19 protein-coding genes are annotated in these 18,166 nt (G+C 73.7%); 10 read left to right on the forward strand and 9 right to left on the reverse strand.

The window, feature by feature from the left end; all coding sequences use genetic code 11:
* Positions 1 to 58 precede the first annotated feature (58 nt).
* The 7 genes from ACQ614_RS06470 to ACQ614_RS06500 all read left to right on the forward strand — a co-directional run bounded on the left by ACQ614_RS06470 (position 59) and on the right by ACQ614_RS06500 (position 7,899).
* Positions 59 to 877: a methyltransferase domain-containing protein gene (locus tag ACQ614_RS06470; protein ID WP_431677334.1), complete on the forward strand. Its 819-nt coding sequence runs from the start codon at positions 59 to 61 to the stop codon at positions 875 to 877.
* Positions 878 to 1,108: 231 nt separating this feature from the next.
* Positions 1,109 to 2,371, forward strand: a complete 1,263-nt coding sequence (locus tag ACQ614_RS06475) for a Mur ligase family protein (protein ID WP_363491916.1) — start codon at positions 1,109 to 1,111, stop codon at positions 2,369 to 2,371.
* A 62-nt stretch (positions 2,372 to 2,433) separates the two neighbouring features.
* Positions 2,434 to 3,162 (forward strand): type 1 glutamine amidotransferase, encoded by a 729-nt coding sequence (locus ACQ614_RS06480; RefSeq protein ID WP_363491917.1) that lies wholly within the window; start codon positions 2,434 to 2,436, stop codon positions 3,160 to 3,162.
* A 321-nt stretch (positions 3,163 to 3,483) separates the two neighbouring features.
* On the forward strand, positions 3,484 to 4,509 hold the full coding sequence (locus ACQ614_RS06485) for a 6-phosphofructokinase (protein ID WP_431677335.1): 1,026 nt from the start codon (positions 3,484 to 3,486) through the stop codon (positions 4,507 to 4,509).
* A 111-nt stretch (positions 4,510 to 4,620) separates the two neighbouring features.
* Complete coding sequence (locus ACQ614_RS06490; protein WP_431677337.1) at positions 4,621 to 5,202, forward strand: TetR/AcrR family transcriptional regulator; 582 nt, start codon at positions 4,621 to 4,623, stop codon at positions 5,200 to 5,202.
* Positions 5,203 to 5,342: 140 nt separating this feature from the next.
* Positions 5,343 to 6,833 (forward strand): MFS transporter, encoded by a 1,491-nt coding sequence (locus ACQ614_RS06495; protein WP_431677338.1) that lies wholly within the window; start codon positions 5,343 to 5,345, stop codon positions 6,831 to 6,833.
* A gap of 55 nt (positions 6,834 to 6,888) precedes the next feature.
* Positions 6,889 to 7,899: a 2-hydroxyacid dehydrogenase gene (locus ACQ614_RS06500; RefSeq protein ID WP_431677340.1), complete on the forward strand. Its 1,011-nt coding sequence runs from the start codon at positions 6,889 to 6,891 to the stop codon at positions 7,897 to 7,899.
* A gap of 21 nt (positions 7,900 to 7,920) precedes the next feature.
* Here the strand turns inward: ACQ614_RS06500 and ACQ614_RS06505 are convergent, their stop codons facing one another.
* On the reverse strand, positions 7,921 to 8,460 hold the full coding sequence (locus tag ACQ614_RS06505) for a DMT family transporter (protein ID WP_431683833.1): 540 nt from the start codon (positions 8,458 to 8,460) through the stop codon (positions 7,921 to 7,923).
* A gap of 167 nt (positions 8,461 to 8,627) precedes the next feature.
* On the opposite strand from ACQ614_RS06505, the gene ACQ614_RS06510 reads away from it, so the two are divergent.
* Entirely contained in the window at positions 8,628 to 9,590 is a 963-nt protein-coding gene (locus ACQ614_RS06510) for a cytochrome c oxidase assembly protein (RefSeq protein WP_431683834.1), read from the forward strand.
* Between the two features lie 76 nt (positions 9,591 to 9,666).
* Here the strand turns inward: ACQ614_RS06510 and sigJ are convergent, their stop codons facing one another.
* The 7 genes from sigJ to ACQ614_RS06545 form a co-directional block, all read right to left on the reverse strand.
* Positions 9,667 to 10,545: an RNA polymerase sigma factor SigJ gene (gene sigJ / locus ACQ614_RS06515; RefSeq protein WP_431677342.1), complete on the reverse strand. Its 879-nt coding sequence runs from the start codon at positions 10,543 to 10,545 to the stop codon at positions 9,667 to 9,669.
* A gap of 103 nt (positions 10,546 to 10,648) precedes the next feature.
* Positions 10,649 to 11,413 (reverse strand): urease accessory protein UreD, encoded by a 765-nt coding sequence (locus ACQ614_RS06520; RefSeq protein WP_431677344.1) that lies wholly within the window; start codon positions 11,411 to 11,413, stop codon positions 10,649 to 10,651.
* On the reverse strand, positions 11,410 to 12,087 hold the full coding sequence (gene ureG, locus ACQ614_RS06525) for an urease accessory protein UreG (protein ID WP_431677346.1): 678 nt from the start codon (positions 12,085 to 12,087) through the stop codon (positions 11,410 to 11,412). Before ureG ends, ACQ614_RS06520 begins: the two co-directional genes overlap by 4 nt.
* Positions 12,077 to 12,733 (reverse strand): urease accessory protein UreF, encoded by a 657-nt coding sequence (locus ACQ614_RS06530; RefSeq protein WP_431677348.1) that lies wholly within the window; start codon positions 12,731 to 12,733, stop codon positions 12,077 to 12,079. The genes ureG and ACQ614_RS06530 overlap by 11 nt, the downstream gene beginning before the upstream one ends.
* Before the next feature lie 10 nt (positions 12,734 to 12,743).
* A complete protein-coding gene (locus ACQ614_RS06535; RefSeq protein WP_431677350.1) occupies positions 12,744 to 14,483 on the reverse strand; it encodes an urease subunit alpha in 1,740 nt (579 codons plus the stop codon).
* Positions 14,476 to 14,787: an urease subunit beta gene (locus tag ACQ614_RS06540; protein ID WP_431683835.1), complete on the reverse strand. Its 312-nt coding sequence runs from the start codon at positions 14,785 to 14,787 to the stop codon at positions 14,476 to 14,478. Before ACQ614_RS06540 ends, ACQ614_RS06535 begins: the two co-directional genes overlap by 8 nt.
* Positions 14,788 to 14,801: 14 nt before the next feature.
* Complete coding sequence (locus tag ACQ614_RS06545) at positions 14,802 to 15,104, reverse strand: urease subunit gamma (RefSeq protein ID WP_431677352.1); 303 nt, start codon at positions 15,102 to 15,104, stop codon at positions 14,802 to 14,804.
* Positions 15,105 to 15,464: 360 nt separating this feature from the next.
* Here ACQ614_RS06545 and ACQ614_RS06550 point away from each other — a divergent pair, with 360 nt between their 5' ends.
* Positions 15,465 to 16,124, forward strand: a complete 660-nt coding sequence (locus tag ACQ614_RS06550) for a DUF1062 domain-containing protein (protein WP_431677354.1) — start codon at positions 15,465 to 15,467, stop codon at positions 16,122 to 16,124.
* A gap of 82 nt (positions 16,125 to 16,206) precedes the next feature.
* On the opposite strand, the gene ACQ614_RS06555 is transcribed toward ACQ614_RS06550, so the two are convergent.
* Positions 16,207 to 17,130 (reverse strand): endonuclease/exonuclease/phosphatase family protein, encoded by a 924-nt coding sequence (locus ACQ614_RS06555; RefSeq protein WP_431683836.1) that lies wholly within the window; start codon positions 17,128 to 17,130, stop codon positions 16,207 to 16,209.
* Positions 17,131 to 17,492: 362 nt separating this feature from the next.
* On the opposite strand from ACQ614_RS06555, the gene lepB reads away from it, so the two are divergent.
* Entirely contained in the window at positions 17,493 to 18,158 is a 666-nt protein-coding gene (lepB, locus tag ACQ614_RS06560) for a signal peptidase I (RefSeq protein WP_431677356.1), read from the forward strand.
* Positions 18,159 to 18,166: the final 8 nt, after the last annotated feature.

The following is an 18,166-nucleotide window of genomic DNA, read 5'->3' on the forward strand; positions in this document are numbered from 1 at the left end:
CGGCCCTCCCGGCCGGGGCGGACCCTTCTCCTCCCGGTGCGGCCCTAGTGTGCGCCGCATGAGAACAGACGAGTTCGCCGAACGCTACCTGTCCGGCCGCGAGTTGTGGGGGGACGACTTCGACCCCGCGCAGATCGAGGAGTGGTTCGACGACGAACGCGAGGCGTACGCGAACCTGGGAGCGGCGTCCTCCAACTCGGAGGAGTACGGCTACAGCGGGTTCAACCGCCAGTACGGCTTCCGGTACCTCCCCGACCGCCGCTTCCCCCGCGCGCTCGGGCTCGGCAGCGCCTTCGGCGGTGAGTTCCTCCCCGTGCTGGACAGGATCGACGACATCACGATCCTGGAACCCTCCGCGCACCTCCGCTCGGCCGACCTGCGGTCGACGCCCGTGCGGTACGAGGACCCCCTCCCGTCGGGCGACATGCCGTTCCCCGACCGCAGCTTCGACCTCGTCCTCTGCTTCGGCGTGCTGCACCACATCCCCAACGTGTCCAAGGTCGTCCGGGAGATCGGCCGGGTGACGGCCCCGGGCGGCTGGGTGCTGATCTGCGAACCCGTCGTCTCCATGGGCGACTGGCGTTCGGCCGACCGCCCCGGGCTGACCAAGCGCGAACGCGGCATCCCGCGACACCTGCTGGAGCGGGCCGTCCGCGAGGCCGGGCTGTCGATCCGGTCGAGCCTCTTCTGCGCGGCCGCGCCGACCTCCCGGATCGGGCGCCTCCTGCGCTGCAACATGTACGCGAACCGGGCCGGCGCGGTCGTCGACCGCGCACTCGCCCTCGCCACCGCCTGGAACTACCGCTACCACCCCACGACCGCCTGGCAGAAGCTCCGCCCGTCCTCCGTCTTCGTCGTCGCCCAGTACCCGGGGTGACCATTTGCCCTGATTCGCACAGTTCCGCCGGCTGCCGGTGACCGGTCATCACGTCCGGGACCGGCCGGAGGCGGACGGCTGTCAAGGGCTCTTCCGTACCCGTCCCGGCAGGCTGCGCAGGGTCCTGGGCTCAAAGCCGACCGCCGGAGTGGGTAGGCTGACCCACGTCCCCGCCGTCCGACGGTCACCGCACGACCCGGGCGGTGCAGCAGCAAGGAGGAACCACTGAGCATGCCAGGCACCGATTCGGAAGCCACGGCCGCACGCGACGCCTCGCTGCCCGCCCGCGCCAAGATCGCTGTGACGGCCGGCAAGATGGCCGCTGCCCTCTCGCAGAAGGCCGGCCGCGGCAGTGGCTCGGTGATCGGCGGCAAGATCGCCCTCAAGCTCGACCCGGACCTGCTCGCCACGCTGTCCGAGCACCTCGACGTGGTCCTGGTCAGTGCGACCAACGGCAAGACCACCACCACCCGGCTGATCGCCGAGGCGCTGCGCGCCGCCGGCCCGGTGGTCTCCAACGCCCTTGGCGCCAACATGCCCGCCGGCATCACCGCCGCGCTGGCCGGCGGTTCGGACGCGCGCTTCGGCGTGATCGAGGTGGACGAGAAGTACCTGGCCACGGTCGCCCGGGACACCCGGCCCAAGGCCATAGCGCTGCTGAACCTCTCCCGCGACCAGCTGGACCGCGCCGCCGAGACCCGCATGATGGCGGAGAAGTGGCGCGAGGGCCTCAAGGACTCGGACGCGGTGATCATCGCCAACGCCGACGACCCGCTGGTGACCTGGGCCGCCTCCTCCTGCAAGAAGGTGGTCTGGGTGGCCGCCGGGCAGGCGTGGAAGGAGGACGCCTGGTCGTGCCCGTCCTGCGGCGGTGTGATGCAGCGCCCCGGCGACGACTGGTTCTGCTCGCAGTGCGGTTTCCGCCGCCCGAACCCGCACTGGGCGCTGCAGGGCACCCATGTGATCGACCCGCACCGCGGTGCCTGGCCGATCCAGCTCCAGCTGCCCGGCCGCGCCAACCTGGCGAACGCCACCAGCTCCGCCGCGGTCGCCGCGGTCTTCGGGGTCGCCCCGCAGGTCGCGCTGCAGCGGATGCAGACGGTCGCCGCGGTGGCCGGCCGCTACGACGTGGTGCAGTACCAGGGCCGGGACGTCCGGCTTCTGCTGGCGAAGAACCCGGCCGGCTGGCTGGAGACCTTCACGCTGATCGACCAGCCGCCGGCGCCGGTGGTGCTGTCGGTGAACGCGCTGGACGCGGACGGCACCGACACCTCCTGGCTGTGGGACGTCGACTACGAGCGCCTGGCCGGCCACCCGATCTTCGTGATGGGCCAGCGCAAGCTCGACCTCGCGGTGCGCCTGGAGGTCGCCGGGCTGCAGTTCCAGGTGGTGGACACCCTGGAGCAGGCCGTCCGGATGGCCCCGCCCGGCCGGATCGAGGCGATCGCCAACTACACCGCCTTCCAGCAGCTGCGCAAGGCGGTGGCGGCCTGATGTCGTACCCCGCCGACCCGCAGTTCCAGCAGCCTCAGCAGCAGTACGGAAGGCCTTCGAGGATGAGTGAGAGCAGCCTGCGCCTGGTGTGGGTCTACCCGGACCTGCTCAGCACGTACGGCGACCGCGGCAATGCGCTGGTCGTCGAGCGGCGGGCGCGGCAGCGCGGTCTCGGGGTGACCCGGATCGACGTCCGCTCGGACCAGGCGGTGCCGACCAGCGGCGACATCTACCTGATCGGCGGCGGCGAGGACCGTCCGCAGCGGCTGGCCGCGGAGCGGCTGCGCAACGACGGCGGCCTGGTCCGCGCAGCCGAGAACGGTGCGATCATCTTCTCGGTCTGCGCCGGCTACCAGATCCTCGGCCACGAGTTCATCAACGACCTGGGCGAGCGCGAGCCGGGCCTCGGGCTGCTCGACGTGTGGACGGCCCGCGGCGAGGGCGCCCGCTGCGTGGGCGACGTGCTCGCCGAGGTGAACCCGCAGCTGGGCCTGCCGCAGCTGACCGGTTTCGAGAACCACCAGGGCGTGACCCACCTCGGCGAGGGCGTGAAGCCCTTCGCCAGTGTGCAGGTGGGCCGCGGCAACGGCACCGGCGACGGGACGGAGGGCGCGTTCCGCGACACCGTCTTCGGCACCTACCTGCACGGCCCCGTGATGGCCCGCAACCCTGCCGTCGCCGACATGCTGATCAAGCTGGCGCTGGATGTCAGCGCCCTGCCGCCCGCCGACACCACGTGGTACGACGCACTGCGTGCGGAGCGGATCGCGGCCACGAGCCAGCCCGCCTGATCCTCCGAGGGGCACCGATTGACCGCATTTCGGTCAGTCGGTGCCGCACGGGCGGGATGCATAAGAGAATAGGAACGCTGGACGCACCACCCTCCTCGGCGTCCGGTCGCAGTTTTGCGCGGACGCGTCGACGATGCCGCTCCCGCTCGGCTCCTGCCCGGCCGGACGCAGGGACCGTATGCTGTGCCTCATGGTCGCCCCCAGGCCGACGACGCCCGGGAGCGGCCGTTCCGCGGTGGCGACACCGAGGTGGTAGTCCGGCCTCCGGTTCTTCCCCCCAGCCTGGCGGCTGGGAGGTGCCCCCAGGGGAGTTGCAAAGCAATGCGTATTGGTGTCCTGACCAGCGGCGGTGACTGCCCCGGCCTGAACGCCGTGATCCGTTCCGTGGTCCACCGGGGGGTGGTCGACCACGGCGACGAGATCATCGGTTTCCAGGACGGCTGGCGCGGCCTCCTCGAAGGCGTCCACCGTCCCCTCACCCTCGAGTCGGTGAGCGGCATCCTCGCCCAGGGCGGCACGATCCTCGGCTCCTCCCGGGTGCAGCCCAGCCACCTGCGGGACGGCGTGGAGCGCGCCAAGCAGCACTGCAAGGACCTCGGCATCGACGCGGTCATCCCGATCGGCGGCGAGGGCACCCTCAAGGCCGCCAAGCTGATGAGCGACGCCGGCCTGCCGGTGGTCGGCGTGCCGAAGACCATCGACAACGACATCGCCTGCACCGACGTCACCTTCGGTTTCGACACCGCCGTCTCGGTGGCCACCGACGCGCTGGACCGTCTGAAGACCACCGCCGAGTCGCACCAGCGGGTCATGGTCGTCGAGGTGATGGGCCGCCACACCGGCTGGATCGCCCTGAACGCGGGCATGGCGGCCGGCGCCCACGCCATCGTGGTGCCCGAGCGCCCCTTCCACATCGACAAGCTGACCGCCGTGGTGCGCGAGCGCTTCGACCGGCACAAGAAGTTCGCCATCGTGGTCTGCGCCGAGGGTGCCAAGCCCGAGCCCGGCACCATGCCGTGGGAGGAGGGCACCAAGGACATGTACGGCCACGAGCGGTTCACCGGCATCGCCACCCAGCTCTCCCGCGAGCTGGAGCACCGCCTCGGCAAGGAGGCCCGTCCGGTGATCCTCGGCCACACCCAGCGCGGCGGCACCCCGACCGCGTACGACCGGGTGCTGGCCACCCGCTTCGGCTGGCACGCGGTGGAGGCGGCGCACAAGGGCGCCTTCGGCCACATCACCGCGCTGCAGGGCACCGACATCAGGCTGGTGCCGCTCGGCGAGGCGGTCGCCGAGCTGAAGACCGTTCCGCAGGAGCGCTACACCGAGGCCGAGACGGTCATCTGACCTGCGGTCCTTCCGGATCCTTCCCGGAGCCCCGTCCGCCGTCCGGCGGGCGGGGCTCTTTCTCGCCCAACTTTCTTGACCGATCGATCCAGATAGCGCTATGGTCTTCCCATGGCAAGGACCAAGGAGTTCGATCCGGACGCGGCGCTGCAGTCGGCGCTGGAGCTGTTCTGGGAGCGCGGGTACGAGGCGACCTCGATGGCCGACCTCACCGAGCGCCTGGGCATCGGCCGCGCCAGCCTGTACGCCACCTTCGGGGGCAAGCACGAACTGTTCCTGAAGGCGCTCGACCGGTACCGCGAGAACACCGACGCCAAGCTGCTCTCCGAGCTCTCGCAGCCCGGCGCGGCCCTGCCCACGGTCCGTGCCGTGCTGCAGCGCTTCGCCGACGAGGCGGTGCGCGAGCAGCGGCACCGCGGCTGCCTGATCACCAACACCGCCACCGAACTCGCCGCCCACGACCCGGAGGCCGCCCGCAGGGTCCGGGCCAGCTGGGACACCCTGGAGACGCTCACCGCCGGCGCGCTGGCCCGGGCACAGGCCCAGGGCGAACTGGCGCCGGAGAAGGACCCGCGGGCGATCGCCCGGCTGCTGCTCACCGTGATGCAGGGCATGCGGGTGGTCGGCAAGGCCGGCGAGGACCCGCAGCGGATCACCGATGCGGCCCGGCTCGCCCTGTCCCTGCTGGACTGAGCCCGGGCGCACCACCGCTCCACCGGCAATACCCGCTCCACCGCTCCACCGCTCCACCGCTCCACCGCTCCATCGGCCGCATCGCGCGGCCGTCGCACGGCCTCATACTGGAACGAATGGTTCACTAAGAGGGGGAGACCATGGCATCGACCACCACCACCGCGGCGTCCACCGCCGCATCCGGACCGCGCACCGGCCCGGGCTTCGCACTGCTCGGCACCGTCCAGGCGACACTGATCTTCACACTGATGGCGATCTCCGTGCCGCTGCCCGACATCGGCCGCGAGTTCGGCGCCGACCACAGCCGGCTCGTCCTGCTGAACGCCGCCTACGGCCTCTCCTTCGCCGCACTGCTGCTGCTCGGCGGGCGGCTCACCGACCGCTACGGCGGCCGCCGCATCCTCACCGTCGGCCTGGTCGTCCTCGGCCTGGCCTCGGCCGCCGCCCCGATCGCCCCCGGCTACACCGCCCTGCTGCTGCTCCGCTTCGTCCAGGGTGCGGCCGCGGCCCTGGCCGCCCCCGCCGGCATGGCCGTGCTCAAGGCGCTGCTGCCCGGTCCGGAGGCGTACGGCAGGGCGATGGCCACCTGGGGCGGGCTCTCCGTTCTCGGTGCCACCACCGGCAACCTCGCCTCCGGTGCGGTCGCCAGCTGGCTGTCCTGGCGCTGGATGTTCGCCGTCCCGGTGATCGTCGCCGCCACCGTGCTCGCCCTCGCCCCCCGGCTGCTGCCCGCCGACCGGCCGCGCGAGCAGCGCCCCGCACTCGACCTGCCCGGCGCCGTCCTCGCCACCGCCGGCACCGTCCTGGTCAGCTACGGCCTCGTCCTCACCGAGACCGGCGGCTGGGCCCTGCCGCTCGCCCTCGGCGTCCTGCTGCTCGCCGCCTTCGTGCTCCGCGAGCGGCGCGCCGCCCAGCCCCTGCTGCCGCTCGGCTTCCTCCACGGCGGACGCCGCCTGCTCGGCCTCGCCGCCACCATGCTCAGCGCCGGCGGCACCGCCACCCTCTTCCTGCTGCTGACCCTGCACCTCCAGCAGGACCTCGGCTGGACCCCGCTCGCCACCTCCGGCGCCTTCCTCCCCTACGCCGCGGCCCTCCTGGTCGGCGGACGGGTGGCCGGCCCGCTGGTCGGCCGGTTCGGGCCCAAGGCGGTCACCGCGGCCGGCCTGGCCACCGGCGCGGCCGGCCTGCTCGCCCTGGCCCACCTCGACGCGGGGAGCACCTACCTGCCGCTCGTCCCGGGCTTGGTGCTGCTGCCCTTCGGCGCCGCGCTCGCCTTCGCCGGAGCCGCGGTGCTCGCCACCGACGGCGTCCCGGAGGAGCAGATCGGCCTGGCCGGCGGCGTCCTCAACACCGCGATGGAGCTCGGCCCGACCGTCCTGCTGACCGCACTGCTCACGGTCGGCGCCGACGGCGCAGCCCTGGCCGCGGCGGGCCGGCAGCCGCAGCTGACGGGTCGTCCCCAGGGGCGCGCGGGGGGGCGCCTCCCGGCCGAAGGCCGGTGGAGAACTGCGCAGTTCGGATGCGGGCCGTCGTACAGACCACCCCGACCCGGACTGCGCAGTCCCCGCGCCCCTGTCGGTACACCCATTGGGGGCAATCGGCCCATGGCCGGGCCCGGCGGCACACCATAGGTTGGGAGGGCGGCCGAAGGGACGGCCGCCACCCGCGAGCTGGAGGGACAGCCCGATGGAGATCCTCGCCTACGGCGTGCAGACCGACGAACGGCCGCTGCTGAGCGCCGCGTTCGAGGGCAGGCACCCGCTGCGCATGCTGGACGTCTTCCTCACCCGGGACACCGCACCGCTCGCCGACGGGTTCCCGGTGGTCAGCAGCAGCGTCAACGACGTCCTGGACGGCGAGGTGCTGGCCCGGCTGGCGGCCGGCGGCACCAAGCTGATCACCCAGCGCTCCACCGGCTTCAACAACATCGACCTGTCGGCCGCCCGCGAACTCGGCCTCACCGTCGCCCGGGTCTCGTACTACTCGCCGTACGCGGTGGCCGAGCACGCCTGGGCGCTGGCCCTGGCGGTGAACCGGCGGCTGCTGCGCGCGGCGACCCGCACCCGGGAGTTCGACTTCCGGCTGGACGGCCTGCTCGGCCGCGACGTCCACGGGATGACGGTCGGCGTGGTCGGCACCGGCAAGATCGGCGAGTGCTTCGCCCGGATCGCGCACGGCTTCGGCACCGAGCTGCTCGGCTGGGACATCGCACCCAGCCCGGCCTGCCTGGAGCTCGGCATGTCGTACGTGGACAAGGACGAACTGCTGGCCCGCAGCGACCTGGTGAGCCTGCACGTCCCGCTGCTGCCGGACACCCGGCACCTGATCGACGCGGAGGCCCTCGCCCGGATGAAGGACGACGCGATCCTGGTCAACTCCAGCCGCGGCGGCCTGGTCGACAGCGCCGCCCTGGTGGAGACCCTGCGGGCCGGCCGGCTCTCCGGCGTGGGGCTCGACGTGTACGAGGAGGAGACCGGGGTGTTCTTCACCGACCGGTCCGTGCACGGGGTGACCGACGACGTGCTGGCCCGGCTGATGACCTTCCCGCACGTCCTGGTGACGTCCCACCAGGCGTACTTCACGCACACCGCGGTCGGCCAGATCATCGCCGCGACCGTCCGCAACGTCGAGGACTTCGCGGCCGGGCACACCGGCGAGAACACCCTCGTCCCGGCGGCCGGCAGCACCGGCCGATAGGGCGCCGGGCAGGAGCGGCCGTCAGTCGACGGGGCGGGCACGCACCCGGCCGCCCCCGCCCTTCGCCGGCCGGTCGGGTCCGGTGCGCCCGGTCCTGGTCCGGTCGGGTCCGGTGCGCCCGGTCCTGGTGAGGGTGGAGGCGCCGAGCATGCCGGCGGCCACGCCGAGGCCGAGCAGGAGCGCCCCGCCGATGCCGATCGGCAGCACCTCGACGGTGAGGACGTGGATGTCGGCCGCGTGCCGGGCCGGCACGGCGCAGGTGAGGGCGTGCAGCACCGCGGCGGCGAGGACGGCAGCGGGCGCGAGCAGGTCGCGGGCGCCGAGCCCGCCGCAGGTCTGCTGGACGAGGACGGTGAGGCAGACCAGGCCGGCGGCGATGCCCACCCACTGCCGGGCGAGCACGGTGATCCTGGAGATCAGCCGGGAGAAGGCCACCAGGAGGACGGTCACCGAGGCGAAGAGCACCGAGGCGAAGCCGGAGCTGATCCGCTGCCCGCCGTAGTTGATCAGCGCGTACGGGACGGCGACGCAGACGGTGCTGACGGAGGGCAGCAGCCACAGCCTGTTCCGGCGCGCCCGGGGCCGGGGCCCGGGGGTCGGGTGCTGCGGCCGCGTAAGTGCGGCCTACTCTTGGCCGGAAGCAAAACGGACGAACCGGACCGGCCCGCGGCGGGCGCGGCCGGCACCAGCGAAGGCAGGACACGCCGATGGGCGACGGCACCGCAGGGATGCACCACCACGGGGGGATGGGGACACTCGGCCCGTACAGCCCGTCCGCGGCACTGGGCTGGTCGCCGGACTGGCCGTTCCTGATCGGCGCTCTGCTGGCCCTCGGCCTGTACACCGCGGCCGCCGTCCGGCTCTGGCGCCGCGGTGACAAGTGGCCGGTCGGCCGCCTGGTCGCCTGGGCCGCGGGCATCGGCACCGTGCTCCTGGTCACCTGCACCCGGCTGAACGACTACGGCATGGTGCTGTTCAGCGCCCACATGATCCAGCACATGGTGCTGTCCATGCTCTCCCCCATCCTGCTGCTGCTCGGCGCCCCCATCACCCTCGCCCTGCGGGCCCTGCGGCCGGCCGGCAAGGGCAACGGCCGCGGCCCGCGCGAACTGCTGGTGGCCCTGCTGCACAGCCGGTACATCCGGGTCGTCTCGCACCCGGGCTGCACCATCCCGCTGTTCATCGCCAGCCTGTACGCGCTGTACTTCACCCCGCTGTTCGACTTCCTGATGGAGTACCGCCTCGGGCACATCGCGATGATGGTGCACTTCCTGGCGGTCGGCATGCTGTTCTTCTGGCCGATCATGGGCGTCGACCCGGGCCCGCACCGGCCCGGCTACGTGATGCGCATCCTGGAGCTGTTCGTGGGGATGCCCTTCCACGCCTTCTTCGGCGTCGCCGTGATGATGGCGACGCACCCGCTGGTGTCGACCTTCACCGCGGCCGGCGCCCCGCCCGGCACCCGCCTGCTCGAGGACCAGAAGCTGGCCGGCGGCATCACCTGGGCGTTCGGCGAGATCCCGACCGCGATCGTGCTGATCGCCCTCACCCTGCAGTGGGCCCGCTCCGAGGAGCGGCAGGCCCGCCGCCGCGACCGCGCCGCCGACCGCGACGGCGACGCCGAGCTGGCCGCCTACAACGCCTACCTCGCCTCCCTCGACCGCCGCGGCCGCGCGGCCGACGCGAGCTGAACCCGCCGCTCCCCCGTACACCGACGAGCCCCGCCCGGCGCACTGCCGGGCGGGGCTCGCCGCATGCCGGGCCGGTTCAGTCCTCCAGGAGGGCGAGGTCGAGGCGGGCCAGGCGGTCCGGGTCGGCGAGGATGTCGATCGCGACGATCAGGCCGTCCGCGACGATGAAGTCCATGACCGAGACGGGCCTGCCCTCGACCACGGTCACCGTGCCGGCGCCGCCGTTGACCAGCGCCGGCCGGGCGAACGGCGCCAGGTGCCGGAAGCGGAAGGCCTGCGAGGCCACCGCCTCGGCCCCGCGCACCACCACGAGCGGGGCGGCCGGGCCGTCGTCCGCCCGCAGCACCACCTCGGGGTGCAGCACGGCCACCAGCGCCTCGAAGTCACCGCCGCGGGAGGCCGCGAGGAAGGCGTCGACGACCTGCCGGCGGCGGGCCGGGTCCCGGTCCGGCACCGGCGAGGCCCCCTGGACGCGCCTGCGGGCCCGGCTGGCCAGCTGCCGGGCGGCGGCCGGGGTGCGGTCCACGATCGGCGCGATCTCGTCGAAGGGCAGGCCGAACATGTCGTGCAGCACGAACGCGAGCCGCTCCGCCGGGGCCAGCGTCTCCAGCACCACCAGCAGGGCGAGCCCGACCGAGTCGGCGAGCAGTGCCTGCTGCTCGGGGTCGGTGCCGTCGGCGGGCGACACCACCGGGTCGGGCAGCCGCTCCCCCACCGGCTCCTCCCGGCGGGCGCGGCGCGAGCGCAGCATGTCGAGGCAGACCCGGCCGACCACGGTGGTCAGCCAGCCGCCCAGGTTCTCGACGGCGGCGGTGTCGGTGCGGCTGAGCCGCAGCCAGGCCTCCTGCACCGCGTCCTCGGCCTCGCCGAGCGAGCCGAGCATCCGGTACGCCACTGCCCGCAGGTGGGCGCGGTGGCCCTCGAACTGTTCCGCCAGCCAGTCGTTCCCGTCCATCGGTGCCCTTCCTCCTCCGTACGCGCTTCCACCTGAATGACGTTCGGGGCGGCGCGAATGTGACGGCCCGGCGGGAGCTTCTCGCCGGTGACGCCCTCGCTCGTCAGCCGAGCAGGCGGCGCAGTGCGAGGGCGTCGGGGGCGAGTGCGGTGAGCAGGACGGCGGGCGGGTCGCCGGCCTCGCCGGGCAGGGCGAGCAGGGCGGCGTCGGTGTCCGCGGGAGGCGGGGCGGGGGCGGGGTGTCCGACGGTGAGCAGCTGTCCGCAGGTGCGGTGCGGGCCGAGGACGGCGGGGCCGTCCCAGCCGGGGGCGCCGGGGCCGAGGTCGGTCTGCTGGTCGAGCAGGGTGCGGCCGGCGCGGCGGACGGTGAGCCGGGCGGTGAGCCGGCCGGGGGCTGCGCCGCGGGCCCAGTCGTGGCGGCGGCCGAGGACCTGTTCCTCCCGGTAGCGCAGGCGGGCGCCGGCGGCGAGGGTGATCACGGTGGTGAGCAGGAGGTGGCTGCCGGCGGCGGCGACGACCGGTTCGGGCCGCCAGTCGAGTTCGGCGTCCTCGCCGATGGTCAGCTGCAGGTCGTAGTGGGCGGGGGCGGGGTCGGGCCCGGGGAGGCTGACGGTGGCGGCGGCGCTGGTGACGGTGAGGGCGGCGCCGGGCAGTACTTCGGCGTGCAGGGCGAGGCGGTCGCCGCCGAGCGGGGCGGCCATCGAGCCGATCACGCAGACGTGCGCGGTGCCGGGGGCGCCGCGGGTGCGGCGCAGGGCGAGCGGGCCGGCCCCGGCGAGGACGGGCAGGGCGGTGCCGCCCCGCCCGTCGGGTGCCGCGGTGATCCGTGCGGCGGCCCGGACGGCGGCGGTGTGGTGCGGGGCCGTCACCGGGCGGCGAGCCGTGCGCGGACCCAGGCGGCGACCGGGGCGATGCCGTCGGGCGCGGTGAGGGCGGTGAAGACGGTGGGCAGGTCGCCGCGCTGCGCCTTGGCGTCGCGGGCCATCACGGCGAGGTCGGCGCCGACCAGCGGGGCGAGGTCGGTCTTGTTGACGACGAGCAGGTCGGAGGTGGAGACGCCGGGGCCGCCCTTGCGGGGGATCTTGTCGCCGCCGGAGACGTCGATGACGAAGATCTGGTGGTCGACGAGGCCGCGGCTGAAGGTGGCGGTGAGGTTGTCGCCGCCGGACTCGACGAGCACCAGGTCGAGCGGGCCGACGCTCTCCTCGAGTTCCTCGACGGCCTCCAGGTTGGCCGAGATGTCGTCCCGGATGGCGGTGTGCGGGCAGCAGCCGGTCTCGACGGCGGTGATCCGCTCGGGCGGCAGGACGGCGTTGCGCAGCAGGAACTCGGCGTCCTCGGTGGTGTAGATGTCGTTGGTGACGACGGCGAGCGAGACCTCGTCGCGCAGGGCCCGGCAGAGGGCGGCGACGGTGGCGGTCTTGCCGGAGCCGACGGGGCCGCCGAGGCCGATCCGCAGGGCCCGGCGGTGGCGCGTGCGGGTCTGCTCGGTCCAGCTGTGGCGGGCGGGGGCGTCGTGGGGGTCGACGTGGTCACGATGCAAAGAGACGCACCTTCCAGGAGCTGTGCTGCTCGGCGTAGAGGTCGAGCAGCGGGGCGGAGGCGGCGGGCAGGGTGCCGCGGGCGGCGGCGGCCGCCGCTTCGGCGGCCGTGGTGTCGAGGTCGGGGGCGAGCCGGGCGAGCACGGCGGCGACCTGGTAGGGGTCGAGGCCGAGCAGCCGGACACAGGCGGTGGCGGGGCCGTTGACGCTCTCGTACGCGGCGAGGGCGGCCGCCTCGGCGGGGGTGAGGCCGGCGGCGAGGGCGGTGGTGCCCAGTGCGACGGGCTGGTGGGCGCCGCGGGGGTGGGCGGTGTGCAGGCGGTCGAGGACGGGGTGCGGCCAGGCGGCGCGGGCTGCGCGCAGGAGTTGGCGGCCGAGGCGGCGGCTGGTGGTGCGCTGGGCGGGCGAGGGGGTGCGGGCGTCGGCGGCCTCGTCGAGGGCGGCGAGGTCGGCGTCGGGAGCGGCGGCGGCCGCGGCCAGTGCGGCGGCGGTGAGGCCGGTGGTGTGCAGCCGTCCGGTGAGGAAGGCGGCGAGGGTGTCGGTGTCGTGGATCCGGCCGGCCTTGACCGCGGCCTCGGCGCCACCGGAGTGGGCGTGGCCGCCGGCCGGGAAGCGGCCGTCGGCGAGGAGCAGCAGGGCGGTGTGCACCTGGGCGTCCTCAGAAGAGGAAGTACCGCTGGGCGAGCGGGAGTTCGGTGGCGGGAGCGGGGGTGACGGTCTCGCCGTCGATGGTGACGGTGAAGGTGTCGGGGTCGACCCGGACGTCGGGGCGGGCGGTGTTGTTCACCATGTCGTCCTTGGTGACGCCTCGGGTGGAGCGGATGGCGGTGAACTGCTTGCGGACGCCGAGCTGTTCGCCGAGGCGTTCGGGCAGGCGGTCGTCGATCGCCGCTGGGGCGGTGAAGTTGAGGGAGTTGGCGGCGGGGGCGCGGCCGGTGGCGCCGAACTGCGGCCGGGGCAGCACGGGTTGCGGGGTGGGGATGGAGGCGTTGGCGTCACCCATCTGGGCCCAGGCGATCTGGCCGCCCTTGATCACCAGGTCGGGTTTGACGCCGAAGAAGGCCGGGGTCCAGAGCACCAGGTCGGCGAGCTTGCCGGGTTCGACGGAGCCGATCTCGTGGTCGACGCCCTGCGCCGCGGCCGGGTTGATCGTGTACTTGGCGACGTAGCGGCGGGCCCGGTGGTTGTCGGCGCGGCCGTCGCCGGGCAGGGCGCCGCGGCGCATCTTCATGACGTGGGCGGTCTGCCAGGTCCGCAGGACGACCTCGCCGATCCGGCCCATGGCCTGGGAGTCCGAGCTGATGATCGAGATGGCGCCCAGGTCGTGCAGGACGTCCTCGGCGGCGATGGTGGACGGCCGGATGCGGGACTCGGCGAAGGCCAGGTCCTCGGGGACGTGCGGGCTGAGGTGGTGGCAGACCATCAGCATGTCGAGGTGCTCGTCGACGGTGTTGACGGTGTGCGGGCGGGTCGGATTGGTGGAGCTGGGCAGCACGTTGGGCTGGGAGACAACGGTGATGATGTCGGGGGCGTGGCCGCCGCCGGCGCCCTCGGTGTGGTAGGCGTGGATGCCGCGCCCGGCGATCGCGGCGAGGGTGTCGGCGACGAACCCGGCCTCGTTCAGGGTGTCGGTGTGGATGGCGAGCTGGGCGCCGGTCTGCTCGCAGACACCGAGGCAGGCGTCGATCGCGGCGGGGGTGGCGCCCCAGTCCTCGTGGATCTTGAATCCGAGCGCACCGGCCCTCAACTGGTCGTGCATGGCAGCGGTGTTGACGGTGTTGCCCTTGCCGAGCAGGCCGATGTTCAGCGGCAGGTCGTCCATCGCGGCGAACATCCGGGCGAGGTGCCAACCGCCGGGGGTGATGGTGGTGGCCTTGGTGCCCTCGGCTGGGCCGGTACCACCGCCGATCAGCGTGGTGATGCCGGAGGCCAGGGCCTCGTCCGCGAGTTGGGGGCAGATGAAGTGGACGTGGGCGTCGATGGCGCCGGCGGTGAGGATCTTCCCGTTGCCGGAGATCACCTCGGTCTCCGGGCCGATCACCAGCCCGGGGTGGACACCGTCCATGGTCTCCGGGTTGCCGGCCTTGCCGAGGGCGGTGATCCGGCCGTCACGGATGCCGACGTCGGCCTTGACGACACCCCAGTGGTCGAGGACGACGGCGCCGGTGACCACCGTGTCGGGGGCGCCCTCGGCGCGGCTGGTCCGGGCCTGCCCCATCGACTCGCGGATGACCTTGCCGCCGCCGAAGACCGCCTCGTCGCCGCCGCGGCAGCGGTCCTCCTCGACCTCGATCAGCAGGTCGGTGTCGGCCAGGCGGATGCGGTCACCGGTGGTGGGCCCGTACAGGTCGGCGTAGCGCTCTCGGCTCAGCCACAGGGCGGCGCGTCGTTCAGTCATCGAGGGCTCCTCCGGTCTCGCCGCGCAGGCCGTGCACCTCGCGGCGGCCGCCGATCGGGACGAGTCCGACCTCGGCCGGGATGCCCGGCTCGAAGCGGACGGCGGTGCCGGCCGGGACGTTGAGGCGCTGCCCGCGGGCCGCGGCACGGTCGAACTCCAGGCCGGGGTTGGCCTCGGCGAAGTGGTAGTGCGAGCCGACCTGGATCGGCCGGTCGGCGCCGTTCACCACGGTCAGCCGGGTGACGGGCCGCCCGGCGTTGAGCCCGATCTCCCCGTCCCCGTACAGGACTTCGCCCGGCACCAGGGGCCCCTGCGCACTCACTGGATCGGCCCGTGGACGGTGACGAGCTTGGTGCCGTCGGGGAAGGTGCACTCCACCTGGACGTCCGGGATCATCTCGGCGATCCCCTCCATCACGTCCTTGCGGGTGAGCACCTGCCGCCCGGACTCCATCAGCTCGGCGACGCTGCGGCCGTCCCGGGCGCCCTCCAGCACGTGCGAGGTGATCAGCGCGACCGCCTCCGGATGGTTGAGCCGCAACCCGCGGGCCCGCCGCGAGCGGGCGACATCGGCAGCCACATGGATGAGCAGGCGCTCCTGCTCACGGGGGGTCAACTTCATCTGTTCGCACCTCGGGGTGGGAGGTCGGACACCGACGGGTAGGCCATTCGACCCGCCCAGTGTTGTGCCCCGGTTACACGGAACTTTCCGAGTCGTAACCGCCCAGCCCCCGGCCTGGTTACGCCCGGCCCGACCACTCGGGAAATTGAGTTGCCCGCGGGTCGCGGCCCCGACATGATCACCCACATGTACATGTAACGGCTGCCACGTAGCAACGACCGACCTGTCGCGCGGTCGTCCTCTGAGCCTGACCACTCGGCCCCGAGGCGACGACCCGCGCCCTCGTGTGCACCGTCATGTCCCAGGAGCCGCGGCTCGGCCTGCGAGAGCTCCTGCTGAGTCCTGAAAGCAACCACATCCATGAATACCGACCGCAAGGCCCTGTGGGCCGTGCGTCAGTCCGCCCTGCCCGCTGTCGTACGGCCCTGCCCGGACTGCTCCGGCACGCGTCACCGCCCCTCGGGCAAGATCCGCGTCAACGCGAACGGCAAGCTCCTCGACGTCTGGCTGCTCCTGAGCTGTGCGGCGTGCGACCGGACCTCCAAGGTGCCCGTCCACGAACGCGCCCACGTCTCGTCGCTGGAGCCCGCCCGTCTGGTGGCGTACGAGAACAACGACCCGGCCGTGGTGCGGGAGCTGACGATGAGCACGTCGCTCGCCGCCAGGAACGGATACCGCCTCGACTGGACCGGTACCTGGGCACTGGAGACCCGTACGCCCCTCTACGCACTCGACGACCCGACGCCGCTCAAGGTACTGGTCGGCTTCGACCTGCCCGCGCCGGTCCGCGTCGAACGACTGCTCATGCTCGGGCTCGGGCTCAGCCGCACCGCGGTACGGCGTCTGGTCGGGGACGGGCGCATCCGCCTGCCGCTGGCTCCGGACGCCAAGGCGCATCGAGACTTCGAGCTCACCGTCCACGGGCCCGGTTCCGTCGACGCCGCGAAGCACCCGAAGCTCCTCGGCGCTCCGGCCGGCATGAGCCACATCGGGTCCTCCCGCCTGGCGGCGGGAGCGTAAGAGGGGCCGACCCTTCAGGGGCGCGGGGAACCGTGCGATTCGGAACCCGCACTGCGCAGGCCCCGCGCCCCTCGGTGGTTGCTCAGAAGCGGATGCGGGCCGCCACCGGCAGGTGGTCGCTGCCGGTGGCGGCGAGGGTCCAGGTGTCGACCGGGGTGAGGCCGCGGCACAGCACGTGGTCGATCCGGACCAGCGGGAAGCCGGCCGGCCAGCTGAAGTCGAAGCCGGCGCGGGCCGGGGTCAACCGGGAGGTGACCGGTGCCAGGCCGCGGTCGTCCAGGGTGCTGTTGAAGTCCCCCATGAGCAGCAGGCGTTGCTGCGGCTCCGCCGCGATCGCGGTGGCCAGCTTCCCGGCGCTCTCGTCGCGCCGGGCCGAGGTGAAGCCGGATGCCGGGGAGATCCGCACCGAGGGCAGGTGCGCCACGTACACGGCGAGATCCCCGTGCGGGGTACGGGCGGTGGCCCGTACCCCGCGTTTCCAGTACTCGTGCACGTCGGCGGGCTTGAGGTCCACCGGCCGGATGTCCGCCAGCGGGTACCGCGACCACAGGCCGACCGTTCCGGAGCGCGCCCGGTAGGGGTAGGCACCGCCGAGGACGCGCTCGTACACCCCGGTCGCCGGTTCCATCAGCTCCTCGACGGCCAGCAGGTCCGCGCCGGTGGCGGCGAGCCTCGCGGCGGTGCCCTCCGGATCGGTGTTCTCCGCCGCGACGTTGTGCTGCACCACCGTCAGGTCGTACGGGCCGTCGCCGCCGGGGAGCAGTCGCCCGCCGAAGAGGGCCGCCCAGGCGACGGCGGGGAGCAGCACGGCGACCGCGGCCGTGCGCGAGCACCTGATCAGCGCCGCGACCGCCAGGACGGGAACGGCGAGGCCGATCCACGGCAGGAAGGCCTCCAGCAGGCTGCCGAGCCGCCACACCCGGTTGGGCACCAGCCGGTGGCCGACCAGCAGCAGCGCAACGGTGCAGGCGAGCGCGGCGACGACCGTGCCGCGGCGCCGGGGCAGCCGGGCCTTCCCGGCGTTCCCGGTGCTCCCGGTCTTCCGGGCCGGCACCCGAAGCGCCCGAATCCGCGGTACCCGATTCCGTACTGCCGTCCCCTCGCCCCGCGTCACTCGCCGCCCTTCCGCCGTACCGGTACCGTCCGCCCGGAGGACGCCGCACCCCGGCCCGCGGGTTCCGGGCGCCGGGGCCTCCGGAACCCCGCGCTTCCAGGATCACCGCACCGGCCCCGCAGCGCCGCCCGGCCGCGGCCGACCACCGGCCCGCCCGAAGGGGGCCTCCCCTGCTCCGACCTGCGGTGACGGCCCGTAGGATGGCGCGGCCCCGGCGCACCGTCCGGAGCCGGGCGGGGAGAGGGAGCAGCGCAGTGGCACGGAGACGGCGGACGCCGGTGTGGGTGGCGGCCGGCATGCTGGCGGCGGGTCTCGCCGCGGCGGCACCGGCGGCGACCGTGCTGGCGACGCGCTACGAGCTGCGCGCGGTGAGCGGCCCGGCCATGGCCCCGACCCTCGAGCCGGGCGGCGTCGTCCTCACCGAACGGGCGTCGGCCGCCGACGTCCGGCGCGGGGATCTCCTGCTGCTGGACGTGCCGGTCGACCCGGCCGGCACGCCGACCGGCCTGCAGGTGAAGCGGCTCATCGGCACCGGCGGGGACAGCCTCGGCTGCTGCGGGGCGAACGGACTGCGCCGCAACGGCGAACGCATCGACGAGCCCTATGCCCGGGGCACGGCACGGACCTTCAGCGTCCACGTTCGCCCGCACCGGCTGTTCGTGCTGGGCGACAACCGGGACGACTCGATCGACTCCCAGATTCCGGATTCCTTCGGCGACGTGGCGGACGGCACGATCGCCGACTCCACCGTGCGCGGCCGCGTGGTCTGGGCCTCCGACAGCACGGTGGACGCCCCCGGGGCCGGCTCCGTCCGCACCCTCGTCCGGGTCACCGGGGCCGGGACCACCCTCACCCTGCTGGGCCTCCTGGCACTCCCGGTCACCCTCCTCGCCACCCGCCGCCGTCGCCTCGCCCCCTGACGGCAGGG

The organism is Kitasatospora dryopteridis (assembly GCF_050749075.1).
In the GTDB taxonomy this organism is placed as follows: Bacteria; Actinomycetota; Actinomycetes; order Streptomycetales; family Streptomycetaceae; genus Kitasatospora.